This window comes from Corynebacterium timonense, from assembly GCF_900105305.1.
In the GTDB taxonomy this organism is placed as follows: Bacteria; Actinomycetota; Actinomycetes; order Mycobacteriales; family Mycobacteriaceae; genus Corynebacterium; species Corynebacterium timonense.
Genome location: NZ_LT629765.1, coordinates 409,622 through 426,898 on the forward strand (window position 1 = coordinate 409,622; position 17,277 = coordinate 426,898).

Consider the following 17,277-nt stretch of genomic DNA (forward strand, 5'->3'; position numbering starts at 1 on the left):
AACACAATGACCGAAGACACCACCCGCAGGGTTCACCTGGCGGCGCACTTCCCGGGCGTGAACAACACGACGGTGTGGGCGCACCCGGATTCGGGCAGCCACATCGAGTTCGATTCCTTCCGCCGGTTCGCCCAGACCGCGGAGCGCGGCCTGTTCGACTTCTTCTTCCTAGCCGAGGGCCTGCGCCTGCGCGAGGACAAGGGCCAGGTCGATGTTCTCGACGTCGCCGGGCGCCCCAACACGCTGACCGCGCTCGCCGCACTCGCGGCGGTGACCCGGCGCATCGGCCTCGTGGGCACGCTGAGCACCACGTTCAACGAGCCCTACGAGCTGGCGCGACAGATCGCGAGCGTGGACGTGCTCTCCGGTGGGCGCGCCGCGTGGAACGCGGTGACCACGCCCGACTCGTTCACCGGGGCGAACTTCCGCCGCGGGGGCTTCCTCGATTACGCGGACCGCTACCACCGCGCGGTCGACTTCATCGCCTCGGCGCGCGAGCTCTGGGACGCCGGCCCTCACGGCGAGGTGCGGCACAGCACGGACTTCTTCACGTTTTCCTCTCCCGGCGGGATCCCCACGCCCGTCCAGGGGCACCCGGTGGTGTTCCAGGCGGGCAACTCGCCCGCGGGGCGCGACTTCGCGGCAGGTTCCGCCGACGTCATCTTCACCCTGAACAACGGCCTGGAGGACGGGCAGAAGTTCTACGCGGACGTCCACGAGCGGCTGCGCCGCTTCGGCCGCAGCGACGATTCGCTGAAGATCTATCCGGGTATTTCTTTCTTCATCGGCGACACCCCCGAGCAGGCGCAGGAGCACCGCCTCGACATCGAGTACCAGCAGGTCAGCGGGGCCGGCGCCATCGCCTTTGTGGAAAGGGTGTGGAACCGCGACCTGAGCAGCTACGACCCGGACGGCCCGCTGCCGGAGGTCGACCCGGTGGTGGAGGACCCGAACAAGCCGGCCTCCCAGGGCCGTGAGGTGCGCTACAACCAGGACGCCCCTGCGACCGTCGCGAAGTGGCGCGCGCTCGCTGAGGCGGAGAACCTGAGTATCCGCGACCTCGTGGTGCGCGTGAGCCGACGTGCCGCGCTCGTGGGCACGCCGGCGCAGATCGCTGAGGACCTCATCCACCGCGTGCAGAACTTCGCTGCTGACGGCTACATCCTCGTTCCGCCGATCACGCCGGGCGGCCTCGACGAGTTCGTCGACCGCGTCGTGCCCGAGCTGCAGGAGCGCGGCGCCTACCCGGAGCGCTACGAGGGCACCACCCTGCGCGACCACCTTGGCCTGCCCGCCGCCCGACCCGCGGCCGACTGGGCCGCCGCACGCGCGAACGCCTAACACAGACAAGGAGCACACCATGACGCACACCACCACCGCCCGCCCCTCCGACTTCATCATCTCGGTGGGGTTGTCCGTGGGCGCCCCCGAGGACGTCGAAAAGCGAGTACGGCTTCTCGACGCCTCCGGGATCGACCTGGTCACCCTCGCCGACAGCTTCGTCAACGCCGCCCCCGACGTGCCCGTCGACGCCTCCACGCTGGCGCCTTACCTGGGCGCGCGGACCCGGCAGATCGGCATCGTGCCGGAGATCTCCACGACCCACACCGAGCCTTTCCACGTGTCCACGGCGACGGCGTCGCTGGACTACGTGGCCCGTGCCCGCGGCGAGTGGCTGGCGGCGCCCTCGCTGAGCGAGGAAGACGCGGCCGCCACCGGACGGCGCCCCGCCGCGCCGAGCGAGGCCGCCTGGGCGGAAACCGTGCAGGTCATCGACGTTGTGCGGAAGCTGTGGACCTCGTGGGACGCCGACGCCGAGATCCGCGACGCGCGCACCGGCCGCTTCCTCGACCTCGACCGGGTGAACTACGTCGACGCCACGCTGACGGACAGCGTGGGCAAGGAATACACCATCAAGGGGCCCTCGATCACCCCGCAGCCGCCGCAGGGCACCCCGCCGGTGTTCGTGCGCTCGGAGTCCGCGCAGACCCCGGCCGCTGCCGCCGCCGACGTCGTCCTGCTCACCGGCCCCGACGCCCTCGAGCGGGCGCGAGCGGAGCAGGGGGCCGTGCTGCCGGCCCTGGAGGCGCCCGCGGGCGCGGCTGAGATCGGCGCGTGGTTCGACGAGCAGCTCACCGCCGCCCGCGAGGGGGGCCTGCGCGGGGTGCACCTGGAGATCGCCGACAACGACGCCGCGGCCGTCCGGGCTCTGGCCACGCTCGTGCGCGACAGCAACGGCCGCTTTGGCCACCACGCGGGCTCGCGGTCGCTGCGCGCGCGCCTGGGGCTGGCGTAGATGGGGGACGCGATGAGAGTCGTCTTCGTCGGCGGCGGCCCGCGCACGACGGGGATCCTGCTGCGTCTCGCCGCCGCCGTGACCGAGGCCGGCGCGAACGCGCCGACGCTGGATATCCACGTCGTCGACCCGTACCCCGCCGGGGGCGGGCGCATCTGGCGCCGCGACCAGTCGCCGCTTCTGTGGATGAACTCGGAGGCCCAGGACGTGACCATCTACGCCGACGAGTCGGTGGAGATGGACGGCCCCGTGGTGCCCGGCCCCACCCTGGAGGAGTTCGTCGTCCGGGCGGGGCAGGCTGAGGACACGAAGGCCAACGGCAAGGTCTTCGCCAGCCGCCGCGTCATGTCGGCCTACCTGGAGGAGGCCTTCCACCGCGCCGAGCGCGACCTTGCGCGCGCGGGTTCGCGGGTGACGGTGCATCGCGCGGAGGCGGTCGACGCCACCGGCGCAGGCTCCGACCAGGCCGTGGAGCTTTCCGACGGCTCCCGCCTCACCGACATCGACTACCTCGTGCTTTGCCTCGGCCACGTGGACGTCGAGTCCGAGGCGGGCCCGCAGTCGCTCGCCGCCCAGGCGAGGGCGCGAGGCCTGACCTACGTCGCCCCGGGCTTTACCGCGGACATTGACCTCTCCGTCGTCGCGCCGGGCGAGCCCGCGATCGTGCGCGGATTCGGCCTGGCTTTCATCGACGCGATGGTGCTGCTCACCGAGGAGCGCGGGGGCCGCTACGTCGCGGATCCGGGCGCGCCCGGCGGTCTCGCCTACGAGCCCAGCGGACGGGAACCTATCCTGTGGGTCGGCTCGGGCCGCGGCACGACCCACCTGCCGAAGCTGACGTACTCCTACGAGGGTGAGCTCCCGAAGGCCCGCTACCTCGACGCGGAATCGCTCCACGCGGTGCGCGGGGACCGGGCGCTGGACTACCACGCCGACGTCGTGCCGCTCATCGAGTGGAACCTGCGCTACGCCTTCGACCGCCACCTGTTCGAGGCACACCCCGAGCGCGTCACGGTGCCGTGGGAGGTCCACGAGAAGCAGCTGGCCACGCTGCTGCCGCGTTCCCTCGGCGGGCAGGGCGCCGCGGAACTTGACGCCGACTACCTCGAGCGGGCCTTCCCGGACCCGGCGCACCGCTGGGACTTTGCTGGCCTCGTCGACCCGCTCGACCGGGACTTTGCGGACCGCGCGGAGGTCGAGGGGGCGGTGGAGGAGACGATCGCTAACCGCCTCGAGCGCGTCTTCGACAGCGCGAACTCCGAGGACGCGGCGGTGCTCTCCATGATCTTGCAGATCTACGTGCGCGCCTACGAGCTCGAGGCGGCCGGCGAGTTCACCTCGCCACAAAACCGGGAGAGCCTGCGCCGCCACCTGTTCCGGCTGTTTTCCTACGTCGCCAGCGGGCCGCCGCCGCAGCGCGTGGCGCAGCTGCTCGCGCTGCACCGCGCGGGCATCGTGCGCTTCCTCGGCCCCCGGCTGCGCGTCAGCGTCGGGGCCGCGGGCTTCGAGGCCTCCTCGCCGCGCGTCGGCGAGCCGCCCGTTGTCGCCAGCACGCTTGTCGACGCCTTCCTCGCCGACGCCTCCCCCCGCCGCGCCGCCGCCCCGCTCCTGCAGCGCCTGCTGAGCCGCGGCGAGCTCACGGTGACGAAGCCGCACGAGGTCTCCTTCGCCGTCGACGCCCACGGGCACCCGATCCCGGAAGCGCCCGCCGCGCCGGACCAGCAGCGCTTCCTGCTCGGCCCGCTCGTGGTCGGTGGCGGCGCGGAAACGCCGTTCGCGCGTCCGGGGGTCAACGCGCTGGGTTTCCGCAAGGCGGACGCTGTCGCCCGTGAGATTCTCGGGCGTGGTGGGGCGCTGTTGGGGGCGTCGATACGCGGCGGTGCCCGCGTGGCAGGGGGCGGCCAGTAGAATCTCCCGCATGAGTATGCTTCCCGGCCCGAGCGAGTTCACGGCGACGCCCGAGGGCTTTCGCAGCGGTTTCGTCAGCTTCGTCGGCCGGCCCAACACCGGCAAGTCCACGCTGACGAACGCGCTGGTGGGGGAGAAGATCGCGATCATGGCGGACCAGCCGGAGACGACCCGGCACCCGATCCGCGGGATCGTGAACACGCAGGAGGCGCAGCTCGTCCTCGTGGACACCCCCGGCATTCACCGGCCGCGCACGCTGCTGGGAGAGCGCCTCAACGACGTGGTCAAGGACACCTTCCAGGACGTCGACCTCATCGGCCTGACCGTGCCCGCCGACGAGAAGATCGGCCCCGGTGACCGCTTCATCCTCGAGCAGATCCGCGAGACCAAGCCGGGCACGCCCATCGTGGGCATCGTGACCAAGCTGGACAAGGCCACGAAGGACCAGGTCGGCGAGCGCCTCCTGGAGCTGCACGAGCTCCTCGGCCCCGACAGCGAGGTTGTGCCCGTCTCCGCCACCGAGCGCGTCCAGCTCGACGTGCTTATCGACGTCCTCACCAGCCTCCTCCCACCCGGCCCGCGCTTCTATCCGGTGGGGCATACCACCGACGAGGACACCGAAACCCGCATCGCCGAGCTCATCCGGGAAGAGGCCCTGCGCGGGCTGCGCGACGAGCTGCCCCACTCCGTCGCCGTCCAGATCGACGAGATGTACCCCGACCCCGAGCGCGACAACCGCACCATGATCTACGCGGTGATGTACCTCGAGCGCCCGGGCCAAAAGCGCATCATCGAGGGCCCGGGCGGGCGCCGCCTGAGCGGCATCGTGCACCGCGCGCGCCAACAGATCATCGACCTCGTCGGCCACAATGTCTTCCTCGACCTGCGCATCAAGGTGCTGAAGAACTGGCAGCAGGACCCGAAGCACCTCGGTCGGCTGGGCTTTTAGGGGGTGCCGGTGGCCCGCACGCCCAGCTTCCGCGACCGCGCCTTCGTGGTGCGGACCTACGACTTCGGCGAGGCAGACCGCGTCGTCGTGCTGCTCACCCGCGACCACGGCCTTGTGCGTTCGGTGGCGAAGGGGGTGCGCAAGACGCGGTCGCGCTTCGGCTCGCGCATCCAGCCCTTCGTCAACATCGACGTCCAGCTGTACCCGGGCCGCAACCTGGCCACGATCACGCAGGCGGACACCGTCACCTACTACGGCGCGGGCATCATCGACGACTTCGAGCGCTACACCGCCGCCTGCGCGGTCCTCGAGACGGCAGAAAAGCTCAGCTACGCCGACCTCCCCGACGCCTCGCTTTTCGACGCCACAGCCGCCGCCCTCCACACCCTCCAAGATGCCGAGTACCCCACACTCGCCCTCGACGCGTTTATCCTTCGCGCTACCGAGAACGCCGGCTGGGGCCTGTCGCTGTACAACTGCGCCAACTGTGGCGCCCCCGGCCCGCACTCCGCGTTCAGCCCGCAGCTCGGCGGGGCCGTGTGCACCGCGTGCCGCCCCCCGGGCGCGATGAACGTCGACCCCGAAGTGCTCCACACGATGTGGCTGATCCAGCACGGCCACCCCGCCAGCGCCGAGCACGCCGAAAAGGTCCACCGCGCAACCTCCGCCCACCTGCAGTGGCACCTTGAGACGGGGGTGCGCAGTTTGAAGATCATGGAGCAGGCATAATAAGGCAATGGTCGACATCAGCCCCGAGTTCATTCCCCGCCACATCGCCCTCGTGATGGACGGCAACGGACGCTGGGCCGCCGAGCGCGGCATGAAGCGCACGGAGGGCCACAAGCGGGGCGAAAAGGTCCTCATGGACTGCGTCAACGCCTGCCTCGAGCTCGGCAGCGTCGAGTGGTTGTCCGCCTACGGCTTCTCGACGGAAAACTGGCGCCGCGAGGCCGACGAAGTGCGCTTCCTCATGGGCTTTTCCCGCGACGTCATGCGCCGCCGCCGCGAAGAGCTCCACGAGAAAAACGTCCGCATCGTGTGGGCCGGCCGCCGCCCCCGCCTCTGGCGCAGCGTCATCCGCGAACTGGAGGCCGCCGAGGAGCTCACCCGCAACAACACCGGCCTGACCCTGGCCATGTGCGTCAACTACGGTGGCCGCGCCGAGATCGTCGACGGCGTCCGCCAGATCGTCGCGGCTGCCCGCGACGGCCGCCTCGACCCCCGCGACATCACCGAGGACACCCTGCCCCAGTGGCTGTACCGCCCAGACATGCCCGACGTGGACCTCTTCCTACGCCCCAGCGGCGAGCAGCGCACCTCCAACTTCCTGCTCTGGCAGTCGGCCTACGCCGAGATGGTTTACCAGGACAAACTCTTCCCCGACCTGACGCCGCAGGATCTTTTCGACGCCGTCCTCGAATACGCCAAGCGCGACCGCCGCTTCGGGGGAGCGGTGGAAAAGAACTAGGCCTGGTGCCCTGGTCGACCTCAGCGACCTGGAGGCAAAACCCCAGCTCGCGTGACCCGCAGATGCGTTGAGGTCGACTAGGCCTGGTGTGCTGGTCGACCTCAGCGACAACGCGCGCGCAAAACCTCAGGTCGCGCGACCCGGAAATGCGTTGAGGTCGACTAGCCCGGCGCTCTGGTCGACCTCAAGGAAAACTCGTGCACAAAACCCCAGGTGGCGCACACCGGAATTACGTTGAGGTCGACTAGCCCGGCGCTCTGGTCGACGTCAGCGAAAACGCGCATGCAAAACCCCAGGTCGCGCGACCCGGAAATGCGTTGAGGTCGACTAGGCCGCCTGCCCTGGTCGACCTCAAGGAAAACTCGTGCACAAAACCCCAGGTGGCGCACACCGGAATTACGTTGAGGTCGACTAGGCCGCCTGCCCTGGTCGATCTCGGCGAAAACGCGCAGACAAAACCCCTGGTCGCGGAACCCGGAAACACGTTGAGGTCGACTAGGCCGCCTGCCCTGGTCGACCTCAAGGAAAACTCGTGCACAAAACCCCAGGTCGCGCAACCCGCAGATGCGTTGAGGTCGACTAGCCCGGCGCTCTGGTCGACCTCAGCGAAAACGCGCAGACAAAACCCCAGGTCGCGCAACCCGCAGATGCGTTGAGGTCGACTAGCCCGGCGCTCTGGTCGACCTCAGCGAAAACGCGCGGGCAAAACCCCAGGTCGCGCAACCCGCACATGCGTTGAGGTCGACCAGCCCCAAAACCCGGTCGACCTCAGCGGGAACGACCCGTGTCACCTGTTCTGCTGGCAGGCGCGGCACACGCCGTACACTTCGGCGTCGTGCCCGATGAGCTCGTAGCCGAACCGGTCGGCGACGAGCTGGGCCCACTTTTCCACCGGGCCGCCCTCGATTTCCTCGCTGCGCCCGCAGATGGTGCACACGAGGTGGTGGTGATGGTCGTCGGTAAGGCAGTGGCGGTAGAGGGTTTCGCCGTCCGCGTTGTGGAGGACGTCGACGGCGCCGACGTCGTTGAGTGATTGGAGGGTGCGGTACACGGTGGTGAGGCCGACCTTGTCTCCGCGGGAGAGGAGCTCGTCGTGGATGAAGCGAGCGGAGATAAACTTGTCGACATCCTGCAGGACGCGCACCACGGCTTCACGCTGGCGCGTGTTGCGCACGCCGAGCTTGGGTTGCTTGGGCTGAGTTGCGCGTTGTGTGGGCATAGGGCCCTAGTCTAGTCGCGTTTGGGTTTCGGGGTGCTCGGTACAAGGCCGGGGTCAGCTGAGGGGCGGTTCGCCGATGGGGGTTCGATGATCGCGGCCGCGGCGGCGGCGCCCGAGGAGTCGCTGTCGGGCAGGGGCTCGCTGGAGGGGCGTCGAGAAGCAAGCTCGACGACGTCGGCCTGGGTGGCCATACGCATGAGGCAGTGGACGCCCTGTGCGACCTCGGGGTAGGCGAGGGAGTACAGGACCTCGCGGCCGCGGCGCGCTGAGGTGACCAGGTTGGCACGCTTGAGCACGCGAAGGTGCTGGCTGATGAGGGGCTGGGATTTACCGAGTTCGCTAACGAGCTCATGGACAACGTGCTCGCCGCTGGTCAACAGTAACAGGATCTGCAGGCGGAGGGGGGAGTCCATGGCGTTGGCGACCCGGGCGGCGGTTTCGACGTCGCCAAGCGAGTAGCTGTGCATGCTTGCCTACCTCCTTACAGGGGTGTTGTACGTGTGTCTGCTCGAAAACGCAGGGTTTTCTTAGGATCGGCACCCATGATACCGCGCTTCTCAGCCACATTATACGCGTGTCCTAACTTGATGACTCTTAGGTGTCCCGTACACAACATTACGGGCCCCTGCGGGCCGCCCCCGAGGCGAAACCGGCTAGACTGGGCGGGCACTGTTTCGTGTCCAGTATTCGAGCACCCAATGAGGAGTAAAAGTGGCCTCCACCATTGATACTGTCGTCAACCTGTGCAAGCGCCGTGGCTTGGTTTACCCCGCAGGCGAGATTTATGGCGGTACGCGCTCCGCGTGGGACTACGGCCCGCTCGGGGTGGAGCTGAAGGAAAACCTCAAGCGCCAGTGGTGGCGTCACATGGTGCAGATCCGCAGGGACACCGTCGGTGTGGACACGTCCATCATTCTTCCGCGCCAGGTGTGGGTCGCCTCCGGCCACGTCGAGGTCTTCACCGACCCGCTCGTTGAGTCGCTCTACACCCATAAGCGCTACCGAGCCGACCACCTCATCGAGGCGTACGAGGAAAAGCACGGCCACCCGCCGGCCAACGGCCTCGCCGATATCAACGACCCGGAAACCGGCCAGCCGGGTAAGTGGACCGAGCCGCGCGCCTTCTCCGGCCTGATGAAGACCTTCCTCGGCCCCGTCGACGACGAAGAAGGCCTGCACTACATGCGCCCGGAGACCGCGCAGGGGATCTTCGTCAACTTCAAAAACGTCATGACGTCCGCGCGGATGAAGCCGCCCTTCGGTATCGCGAACATCGGCAAGTCCTTCCGCAACGAGATCACCCCGGGCAACTTCATCTTCCGCACCCGCGAGTTCGAGCAGATGGAGATGGAGTTCTTTGTCAAGCCCGGCGAGGACGAAAAGTGGCACCAGTACTGGATTGACAACCGCTACCAGTGGTACGTGGACCTGGGCATCAACCCGGACAACCTGCGCCTCTACGAGCACCCGCAGGAGAAGCTGTCGCACTACTCCAAGCGCACCGTCGACGTCGAGTACGCGTTCAACTTCCACGGCTCGACGTGGGGCGAGCTCGAGGGCGTGGCCAACCGCACCGACTACGACCTCAAGACCCACGCGGAGGCCTCCGGCGAGGACCTGTCCTACTTTGACCAAGAGACCAACGAACGCTGGATCCCGTACTGCATCGAGCCCGCGGCAGGCCTCGGCCGCGCGATGATGGCCTTCCTCATCGACGCCTACACCGAGGAGGAGGCGCCCAACGCCAAGGGCGGCACCGACACCCGCGTTGTGCTCAAGTTGGATCGCCGCCTCGCCCCGGTGAAGGTCGCTGTCCTGCCGCTGTCGAAGAAGCCGGAACTGTCCGGCCCGGCCGAGGAGCTCGCGGCCACGCTGAGCCAGCACTGGAACACCGACTTTGACACCTCCGGCGCGATCGGCCGCCGCTACCGCCGCCAGGATGAGATCGGCACCCCGTTCTGCGTAACCTACGACTTCGACTCCCTCGCGGACGGCGCCGTCACCGTCCGCGAACGCGACACGATGGAGCAGGAGCGCGTGAAGATCGACGAGCTCGAGGCCTACCTCGCGGCCCGTCTTATTGGGGCGTAGCCGATGCACTACGTCAGCTGGGACCGCAGCGACCGCGACAACCTCAAGCTCCTCGCAGAGGAGGGCCCGGAGGTCCTCGCGGTGTTCACGGACGAGCGCGCCGCCGTCGGCGACGAGACGTGGCAGCTCGTCGCCTCCGCGGAGTCGGGGGCGGTGGCTAACCGCGAGGGCACGGACATCGTCCAGGCGAAAGGCTCACTCAAGCGCGACAAACAGATCCCCGTGAGCGTCGAGGGCCGCGGCTACACCCTCGTCGCCGAGACCTCGAAGAACTGGATCATCGACGACGCCGCGGGCGACAAGGTGGGCCAATTCACCCAGGATCACAACGGCGTGCGCAAGGCGATCTTGGAGTTCGAGGGCGAAACGACCTTGCCGCCCACGGACATCGTCGCCCTCGCGTGGCTGTCGCGCGAGGTGCTGGAGGCGCGGAAGATGATCAGCTCGAACGTGCTGATCGCCTCGCTCGTCTTCCTGTCGGTGTTCGTGGTCGTCGTCTTCCTGATGCAATGATGCGCTGGCAGGGCACGACGCTTGTCGACGCCCCCACCCCCGCCTCCGTCACCGACGGGGTGCTGGAGTTCGGGCGCCACCGGCTGCGATTCGTCTCGGAGGACCCGACCGACGTGCGCGCCGTCGACCCTGAGGGGCGCGCCTTCCGGCTGCGCGCAACCGGCCTCACCGTCGCTCGCTATGAGGCGCAGTGCGATACCCGCACCTACACCGCCCGCCGCACGTCCGGCAAGCGCCGCGAGATCGCGCGCGCGGACGGGACCATCGCCGCGACGACGCACGGGCGCCCCGACGGCTCCCTCGACGTCACGCCCCGGGGCGAGCTCACGCTCGATCTCGTGTTCATCTCTTGGGCGCTGACCTACGTGGACACCCCGACGCGGCGGATGCGCTACTAGGACGGCGCGCCTAGAACATCCCGCCGCGGGCGGAGGGGCCGCCGCCGGAAAACCCCCCGCCGCCGCCAAAGCCGCCGCCACCGCCGCCGCTATTGTTCCCGCCGCCGAAGAGGAGGGAGCCCCAGATGACGGCGCTGGCGACGTCGCCCGCCGTCGATTGGGCCCGCTGCCGGCGGTAGTGGCTGATGTCCTCGTTAGCCGCGGCGGAGGCGCGGCGCGCGGTGTCGGTGGCCTGGCGCGCCAGCCCGATCGCGGAGCGGGTGTCCTTGATACGTAGGTTGCGCGCCTCGTTGAACTGGCGTTTCGCCTCGGCCAGCAGGGTGCGGGCGTGGGGGCCGATGATCCGGCCGCGGGATTTGATGAGATCCTCCGCGCTCTGGATCTGCGCCGCAGCGGCGCGGAGCTGTTGATCCACGATCTGCAGCTGGCGCTTCTGGTCGGAGGCGGCGCCGCGGGCGCGGTCGATCTCGTCGTCGATGCGCGAGTCCAGGTCGGTCAGCTCGGTGTAGAGAGACAGCGGGTCGGTGTGGGCGCGGTCGCCGACGGCACCGAGCTGGGTGCGCGCCTCGGCGGCGATGGCATCGAGGGCGGCGACGTCGACCTTCGCGCCGTGCTGCTGGGTGCTCTTGAGCTGCTCGATCTCCCGCAGCTCCTCCTCGATCTCAGTGATGATGGCCGGGATGTTCGCCTCGGCGCTGCGGATGTTGTCCTCGGCGTGCTCGATGGCGGCGAGGTTCGTGTCGGAGACCTCGACGGCGTGGGACGCGGAGGCCAGCAGGTCCACCAGCCCGCCCTGGCGGCCGGCGGGCTGCGCGGCTGTGGCGCGGGCCTTGTTGAGCAGGCGTTCCGCCTCGTCGAGGGAGGCCGCGGCGACCTCGACGTTGTCCTCGATGGACTGCAGGACCTGCTCGGAGTGGCGCTGGCGGAGGGCGTCGAGAAGCGACTGCGCGGGCTCGAGACGGGCGCGGATGTCCACCGTGCGTTGGGTGATCTTGTCAACCTCAGCGGTGGCGTTCATGAGCACGCCGCGCATCTCGTTGAACTCCGTGCTGCGCGAGCGCAGCGCCTCCGTGGCCTGGCCGCAGGAGGAGATGATGTCGATGAGCATGGCGCGCTGCTCGGGCTCGTCCTGCGGCAGGGCGTTGTTGAGGCGCTGGTGGGTGGCGAAGGCGCGCTCGAGCGTCGACGTGGCGGTGTTCATGGCGGAGGTGAACGGGCGCACGCGCTCCGCGCCGAACTCGGCGGTGGCGATCGCGAGCTCCTCCTTGCCCTGGCGGATGGACTCGTCGGCCTGGACCAGCGCGTCGTGGGAAAGCTGCCGCAGCGTCGGCGTGGGCAGCTGGGACAGCGCGTCGGTGTCTCCGGGGTCGAGCGCCCGGGCCGACTCCAGCTGCTTCGCCTGCGTCTTCTTGGTGTTGCGCCGCGTGGCGGCCCACAGTCCGCCGCCGGCGAGGGCGGCCACGCCGACGCCGCCGACCGCCCAGCCGATGTTCGCGGCGCTGGAGGAGCCGGCCGCCGCCTCAACTGCAGCGAGCGCGGCGCCCGCCCAGTTCTCGCTGGTCAGCTCCGCGTAGGCGGCGTCGTACATGTCGTCGATGTCGCCCTGGCCCCACATGCTTCCGCCCGCGACGGCGAATCTACGTTCGGTCGGCGAGATCGCCACCACCGCGACGTTCGAGCCGGAGGCGTCGACGCTGGCCTGCGCCCATTCCTCCGCGGTCATCCCGCCGAAGGAGTCGAGGAAAGCCACGCGCACGGCCAGCTGCCTGTTCTGCGCAACCCCGTCAATGGCGCTTTCGATCTCCGCGACGTCGCCCCCGGAGAGCACGCCGGCCTCGTCGGTGACTGGCTCCGACAGCCGGCCCGGCGCGGTCGCCGTGGCCTGGGCCACCACGTGCGCCTGAGCGCGCACCTGCACGGGCGCCTGTGCTGGCGCGGCCGCGGCGGCGGCGGGGGAGGCGATCAGGGCGCAGCCCGCGACGAGCGGGGCGGCGGAGAGGATGCGAAGGGAGCGCTTTTTCATGGTGACTAGGGTAGTCGCTTCCCCGACACGGGGACTGCGCCATCTACGCTGGGTGTGTGTTCACGTATTCCACGTTCGATTCCGAGCGGCGCGCGCCGGAGGGGCCGAAGGGCTCGCAGATAGTCGAGAGCTTCGAAGAGCGTGGGGCGTTTTCCCGCGACAGGGCCCGCGTGTTGCACTCGGCCGCCCTGCGCCGACTCGCCGACAAAACTCAGGTGGTGGGCCCCCGCGACGGAGACACCCCACGCACGCGCCTGACGCACTCGCTCGAGGTCGCGCAGATTTCGCGCGGCATCGGCGAGGCCCTGGGACTCGACCCCGACCTGTGCGAGATGGCCGGGCTCACCCACGACATCGGCCACCCGCCCTACGGCCATAACGGCGAGAAAGCGCTGAACGACGTCTCCGCGAGCGGCTTCGAGGGCAACGCCCAGACGCTGCGCATCCTCGCCCGCCTCGAACCGAAGTCGCTGGTGGGGGAGACCTCCTACGGGCTGAACCTGACCCGCGCCTCCCTCGACGCGGCCTGCAAGTACCCGCTGACGCGCACCAACCCGGACGGCTCGACGAACCGCAAATACGGGGCCTACGACGAGGACGCCGACGTTCTCGAGTGGCTGCGCCAGGGCCACACGGACGCGGCCCCGCCGATGGAGGCGCAGGTGATGGACTGCTCGGACGACATCGCCTACTCGGTGCACGACGTGGAGGACGGCATCGTCTCCGGGCGCGTCACGCTCAAGGTGCTGTGGGACTTGGTCGAGCTGGCCGCGCTGGCGGAGAAGGGGGCGAAGGCCTTTGGCGGCACGGCCGACGAGCTCATCGAGGCGGCCGCCCGGCTGCGGGCGCTGCCCTCGATCGCCGCGGCCGCCGACTTCGACTACACCTTGTCCTCCTGGACCCGGCTCAAGCAGCTGACCTCCGAGCTCGTGGGCCGCTACGTCGGCGCGGTGGCCACCGCCACCCGCGGCGACGAGGCGAACCACCCCGACGCCCTGGCGTGCGAGGCGAACCCGTCGGGCGCGCTGGGCCGCCAGTACGGGCGCCTGGTCATCCCCGCGGAGGCGGAGGCGGAGGTCCGGCTGCTCAAGACCGTGGCGGTGCTCTACGTCATGGACATGCCCGCCCACGTGCGCCGCCAGGACAGGCAGCGCGACCGGATCTTTCGGGTCTACGACTACATGCTCGCCGGCGCCCCCGGCACGCTGGACACGGTGTTCCAGCAGTGGTGGGCCGCGGCCGCCACCGACGCCGAGCGCGAGCGCGTGGTGGTGGACCAGATCGCGTCCATGACGGAGTCGCGCCTGGAGCGGGCGGCGAAGAAGTCTGCGGGGGTCGCGGGCTTCATGGCCTAAAACCGCGAGCACTCTTCGCGGCATGCACTAGTGCTAGTACTTGCTAGTACTGCACCTCGCAGAAGCTTTCGTAGTGGTCGCCGGTGTAGTACCACTCGTCGACGTCGCCGTCGGCGCCGCCCCCGGTGACAATGCGGCGCTGCCCGCGGTGGTTCAGGCCGGGCGTGTCCACGGTGTATTCGCGGTAGTAGCCCAGGTCCTCGTCGGGGAGGACGTTTTCGTAGTTGCCGAAGCGACGGTCGTCGTGTTCGGGGTACGGGAAGGGCCCGCCGTCCTCGACGGCGCGGATGGTGTCCCACGCTTCGTCGGGAAGCGAGCCGCACGCAGAAACGCCGGCGGAGCCGCTGGCGGGGGCCAGCCCCTCGGGCCCGCAGGCGACGAGGCAGACGGGCACGCAGGCGAGGGCGATGAGGGCGGGAAGGCGCATGGGCAGCATCTTCCCACAGCGACTGGCGCCGGCGGAATTGACCGCGGGGCTACGATGTAGCCATGGCTAGGGGCAGAATTCCGGATAGTGACATTCAGGCTATCCGCGAGCGGGCGCCGATCGACGAGATCGTCGGCGAGTACGTGCAGCTCAAACCCGCAGGCCACGACTCGCTGAAGGGCTTGAGCCCCTTCAAGGACGAAAAGACCCCCTCGTTTCACGTCCGCCCCGCGCGCGGCTACTACCACTGCTTTTCGACGGGTAAAGGCGGCGACGTCTTCTCCTTCCTCATGGAGATGGAGCAGCTGAGTTTCCCCGAGGCGGTGGAGGCGGTCGCCGAGCAGATCGGCTACCACATCAACTATCAGGGCGGGTCGACCGGCGCGCGCGACGTCAAACCCGGTACCCGCGCCCGGCTGTTGGCGGCGAACAAGGCGGCGCACGAGTTCTACCGCGAGCAGCTGGAGACCTCGGAGGCGGAGCCGGCCCGCGCCTTCCTTCTCGGCCGCGGCTTCGACAAAGACACCATCTACCACTTCGAGTGCGGCTACGCCCCCGACGGCTGGGACACCCTGACCAAGCACCTGCTGCGTACAGGCTTTAGCGTCGAGGAGCTGCAGGACGCGGGGCTGAGCAGCATGGGCAGGCGCGGGCCCATTGACAAGTTCCGCCGCCGCCTGCTGTGGCCCATCAAGGACGTGGCGGGCAACGTCATCGGCTTCGGCGCCCGCAAGCTGTTTGAGGACGACCCGATGGGCAAGTACATGAACACCCAGGACACGATGCTCTACCACAAGAGCAAGGTCCTGTTCGGCCTGGACCTGGCGAAAAAGCACATCGCCGAGGGGCACCAGGCGGTGATCGTGGAGGGCTACACCGACGTCATGGCGATGCACGCGGCCGGGGTGAAAACGGCCGTCGCCTCGTGCGGCACCGCCTTCGGCGCGGAGCACCTGGCCATCATCCGACGCCTCATGCTCGACGACAACTTCTTCCGCGGCGAGCTCATCTACACCTTCGACGGCGACGAGGCGGGGCAGAAGGCCGCGCTGCGCGCCTTCGAGGGGGACCAGCAGTTCACGGGCCAGTCCTTCGTCGCCGTCGCCCCCGACGGCATGGACCCGTGCGACCTGCGTCTGGCCAAGGGCGACACCGCGGTGCGCGACCTCGTGGCGTCCCGGGTGCCCATGCTCGAGTTCGTCATCGAGTCCCTCCTGAGCGCCTACCCGCTCGACACGGCGGAGGGGCGCCTGCAAGCGTTGCGACGCACCGTCCCCGTCGTCGCCGGAATCTCCGACAGGGTCCTACAGACCGAGTACGCGCGCCGCCTCGCCGGCTGGGTCGGCTGGCCGAACCCGGACGAGGTCCTCGAGCAGGTGCGCGCGGAGGCGAAGCGCCCGAAGAAGCAGAAACGCGCGCTGCGCCGCGCGGCAGCGGAGGAGCCGGTCAACGCGAACGAGCCGGTGCTCATCCTGCCCGACCCGAACGACCCGCTGCTGTGGCCCCAGCGCGAGGCCCTGAAGCTCGCCCTGCAGTACCCGGACGCGGCGGGGGACTACTTCGACGGCATCAACCCGGATGCCTTCACCAACCCGGCGTACCGCCAGGTGCGCGATGCGATCACCGCCGCGGGAGGGGCGGCGGGGGCCAGCGAGGGCGCGTCGTGGCTGCCGCAGGTGGCCGGTGAGATGGCCACGGTGGCGGGGCGCAACTTCGTCTCGGAGCTGGCGCTGGAAGAAATCCACGCCGACGGCGTGGACGCCTACGCGGACTCGGTGCTCTCGCGGCTGCAGGAGACGCGGGTGGGAGATCAGATCGCGCAGCTCAAGGCGCAGCTGCAGCGCATGCGCCCGAGCGACGACGAGCAGTCCTACAACGCCCTGTTCTCCGACCTCATTGCCCTCGAGCAGGCGCGCCGCGAACTCAACGACAGGGCGTTCCGGGGGGCGTAGGCCCGCCGGGCCCCGGGCGTCCTAGTCGGCGAACTGACGCGCCGCGAACTCCACGGCGTCGACGGCGAGCCCGGAATCGTACTCGTCGCGCGCGGCGCGCAGGCGCGTGAGGTACTCGCCGTACTCCTCGCCGCTCCAGTCGTGGTCGGCGGGCAGGCCGGCAACGGCGGCGCGCTTCGAGCAGATGATCACCGGCTTGTCGTCGCCCGCCTCCTGCGGGCCGGCGAGGAAGTAGGCCACGAGCGAGGCGTACTTCGGGCGCAGGCCGGTCCCCGTGAGGGCGGCGTACTGCTCGGCGGGTTCTGCGCCCTCGAGGCCGCGGATGGCCTGGAGCAGCGCGGTGGCCTTGCCCTTGTTGCGCAGGAACTGCTGCAGGAGCAGCACGTCCGGGGACTGGCCCGCCCCATAGGCGAGGGTGGCGCCGAGGAAATCGATGATCTGCTCGCGCTGGAAGCCGGAGTCGACGACGGCGCCGGCGAAGAGGAAGACCTCGGCCCGGGTGAGTGTGGCGGTGGCGTCGTCGCGGAAGGGCGGGACGCGGCGCAGGTGGTGCGGCCAGCCGGTCTTCCAGCGGCGGGGGGAGAAGGTCACCGAGTGGTTCATGACGTCGCTGGCGGTGGGGGCGGTCGCCTTCAGGGCGTCGAGGATCTGGTTCATACGGTCCATTGTGGCAGACGG

The 17,277-nt window shown here is 69.4% G+C and carries 16 protein-coding genes; 11 read left to right on the top strand and 5 right to left on the bottom strand.

Features of this window, described 5'->3' with window-relative positions; genetic code table 11:
- The first annotated feature begins 6 nt into the window (after positions 1-6).
- From BLT81_RS02060 to BLT81_RS02085, 6 genes are read left to right on the top strand one after another with little or no spacing between them, the layout of a single operon-like run.
- A complete protein-coding gene (locus tag BLT81_RS02060) occupies positions 7-1,341 on the top strand; it encodes an LLM class flavin-dependent oxidoreductase (protein ID WP_019193220.1) in 1,335 nt (444 codons plus the stop codon).
- Between the two features lie 19 nt (positions 1,342-1,360).
- The gene (locus BLT81_RS02065) at positions 1,361-2,296 is read left to right on the top strand and encodes an LLM class flavin-dependent oxidoreductase (RefSeq protein ID WP_019193219.1); all 936 of its coding nucleotides are present in this window, start codon (positions 1,361-1,363) and stop codon (positions 2,294-2,296) included.
- Between the two features lie 12 nt (positions 2,297-2,308).
- Positions 2,309-4,204 carry an FAD/NAD(P)-binding protein gene (locus BLT81_RS02070; RefSeq protein WP_051011408.1) on the top strand — a complete coding sequence of 632 codons (1,896 nt, stop codon included), beginning with the start codon at positions 2,309-2,311 and terminating at the stop codon, positions 4,202-4,204.
- A 10-nt stretch (positions 4,205-4,214) separates the two neighbouring features.
- A complete protein-coding gene (gene era / locus BLT81_RS02075; RefSeq protein WP_081582816.1) occupies positions 4,215-5,153 on the top strand; it encodes a GTPase Era in 939 nt (312 codons plus the stop codon).
- Positions 5,154-5,162: 9 nt separating this feature from the next.
- Complete coding sequence (gene recO, locus BLT81_RS02080; RefSeq protein WP_019193216.1) at positions 5,163-5,882, top strand: DNA repair protein RecO; 720 nt, start codon at positions 5,163-5,165, stop codon at positions 5,880-5,882.
- Positions 5,883-5,889: 7 nt separating this feature from the next.
- Complete coding sequence (locus BLT81_RS02085; RefSeq protein ID WP_019193215.1) at positions 5,890-6,621, top strand: isoprenyl transferase; 732 nt, start codon at positions 5,890-5,892, stop codon at positions 6,619-6,621.
- Positions 6,622-7,408: 787 nt separating this feature from the next.
- Here the strand turns inward: BLT81_RS02085 and BLT81_RS02090 are convergent.
- Positions 7,409-7,840 carry a Fur family transcriptional regulator gene (locus BLT81_RS02090; RefSeq protein WP_040420665.1) on the bottom strand — a complete coding sequence of 144 codons (432 nt, stop codon included), beginning with the start codon at positions 7,838-7,840 and terminating at the stop codon, positions 7,409-7,411.
- Between the two features lie 11 nt (positions 7,841-7,851).
- A complete protein-coding gene (locus tag BLT81_RS02095) occupies positions 7,852-8,307 on the bottom strand; it encodes an ArsR/SmtB family transcription factor (RefSeq protein ID WP_019193212.1) in 456 nt (151 codons plus the stop codon).
- 244 nt (positions 8,308-8,551) lie between these two features.
- On the opposite strand from BLT81_RS02095, the gene BLT81_RS02100 reads away from it, so the two are divergent.
- From BLT81_RS02100 to BLT81_RS02110, 3 genes are read left to right on the top strand one after another with little or no spacing between them, the layout of a single operon-like run.
- The gene (locus tag BLT81_RS02100; protein ID WP_019193211.1) at positions 8,552-9,931 is read left to right on the top strand and encodes a glycine--tRNA ligase; all 1,380 of its coding nucleotides are present in this window, start codon (positions 8,552-8,554) and stop codon (positions 9,929-9,931) included.
- A gap of 3 nt (positions 9,932-9,934) precedes the next feature.
- Complete coding sequence (locus BLT81_RS02105) at positions 9,935-10,444, top strand: hypothetical protein (protein WP_019193210.1); 510 nt, start codon at positions 9,935-9,937, stop codon at positions 10,442-10,444.
- Positions 10,441-10,842: a hypothetical protein gene (locus BLT81_RS02110; RefSeq protein WP_019193209.1), complete on the top strand. Its 402-nt coding sequence runs from the start codon at positions 10,441-10,443 to the stop codon at positions 10,840-10,842. Before BLT81_RS02105 ends, BLT81_RS02110 begins: the two co-directional genes overlap by 4 nt.
- 10 nt (positions 10,843-10,852) lie before the next feature.
- Here the strand turns inward: BLT81_RS02110 and BLT81_RS02115 are convergent, their stop codons facing one another.
- Positions 10,853-12,865, bottom strand: a complete 2,013-nt coding sequence (locus BLT81_RS02115) for a TPM domain-containing protein (protein ID WP_019193208.1) — start codon at positions 12,863-12,865, stop codon at positions 10,853-10,855.
- Positions 12,866-12,921: 56 nt separating this feature from the next.
- Here BLT81_RS02115 and BLT81_RS02120 point away from each other — a divergent pair, with 56 nt between their 5' ends.
- Positions 12,922-14,220 (top strand): deoxyguanosinetriphosphate triphosphohydrolase, encoded by a 1,299-nt coding sequence (locus BLT81_RS02120; protein ID WP_019193207.1) that lies wholly within the window; start codon positions 12,922-12,924, stop codon positions 14,218-14,220.
- Between the two features lie 43 nt (positions 14,221-14,263).
- On the opposite strand, the gene BLT81_RS02125 is transcribed toward BLT81_RS02120, so the two are convergent.
- Positions 14,264-14,656 carry a guanyl-specific ribonuclease gene (locus tag BLT81_RS02125; RefSeq protein WP_081582815.1) on the bottom strand — a complete coding sequence of 131 codons (393 nt, stop codon included), beginning with the start codon at positions 14,654-14,656 and terminating at the stop codon, positions 14,264-14,266.
- A 53-nt stretch (positions 14,657-14,709) separates the two neighbouring features.
- Here BLT81_RS02125 and dnaG point away from each other — a divergent pair, with 53 nt between their 5' ends.
- Positions 14,710-16,599, top strand: coding sequence for a DNA primase (gene dnaG, locus BLT81_RS02130; RefSeq protein WP_019193205.1), 1,890 nt, complete (start codon positions 14,710-14,712; stop codon positions 16,597-16,599).
- A gap of 21 nt (positions 16,600-16,620) precedes the next feature.
- Here dnaG and BLT81_RS02135 read toward each other — a convergent pair whose 3' ends face one another.
- Complete coding sequence (locus BLT81_RS02135) at positions 16,621-17,256, bottom strand: 8-oxoguanine DNA glycosylase OGG fold protein (RefSeq protein WP_019193204.1); 636 nt, start codon at positions 17,254-17,256, stop codon at positions 16,621-16,623.
- Positions 17,257-17,277 lie beyond the last annotated feature (21 nt).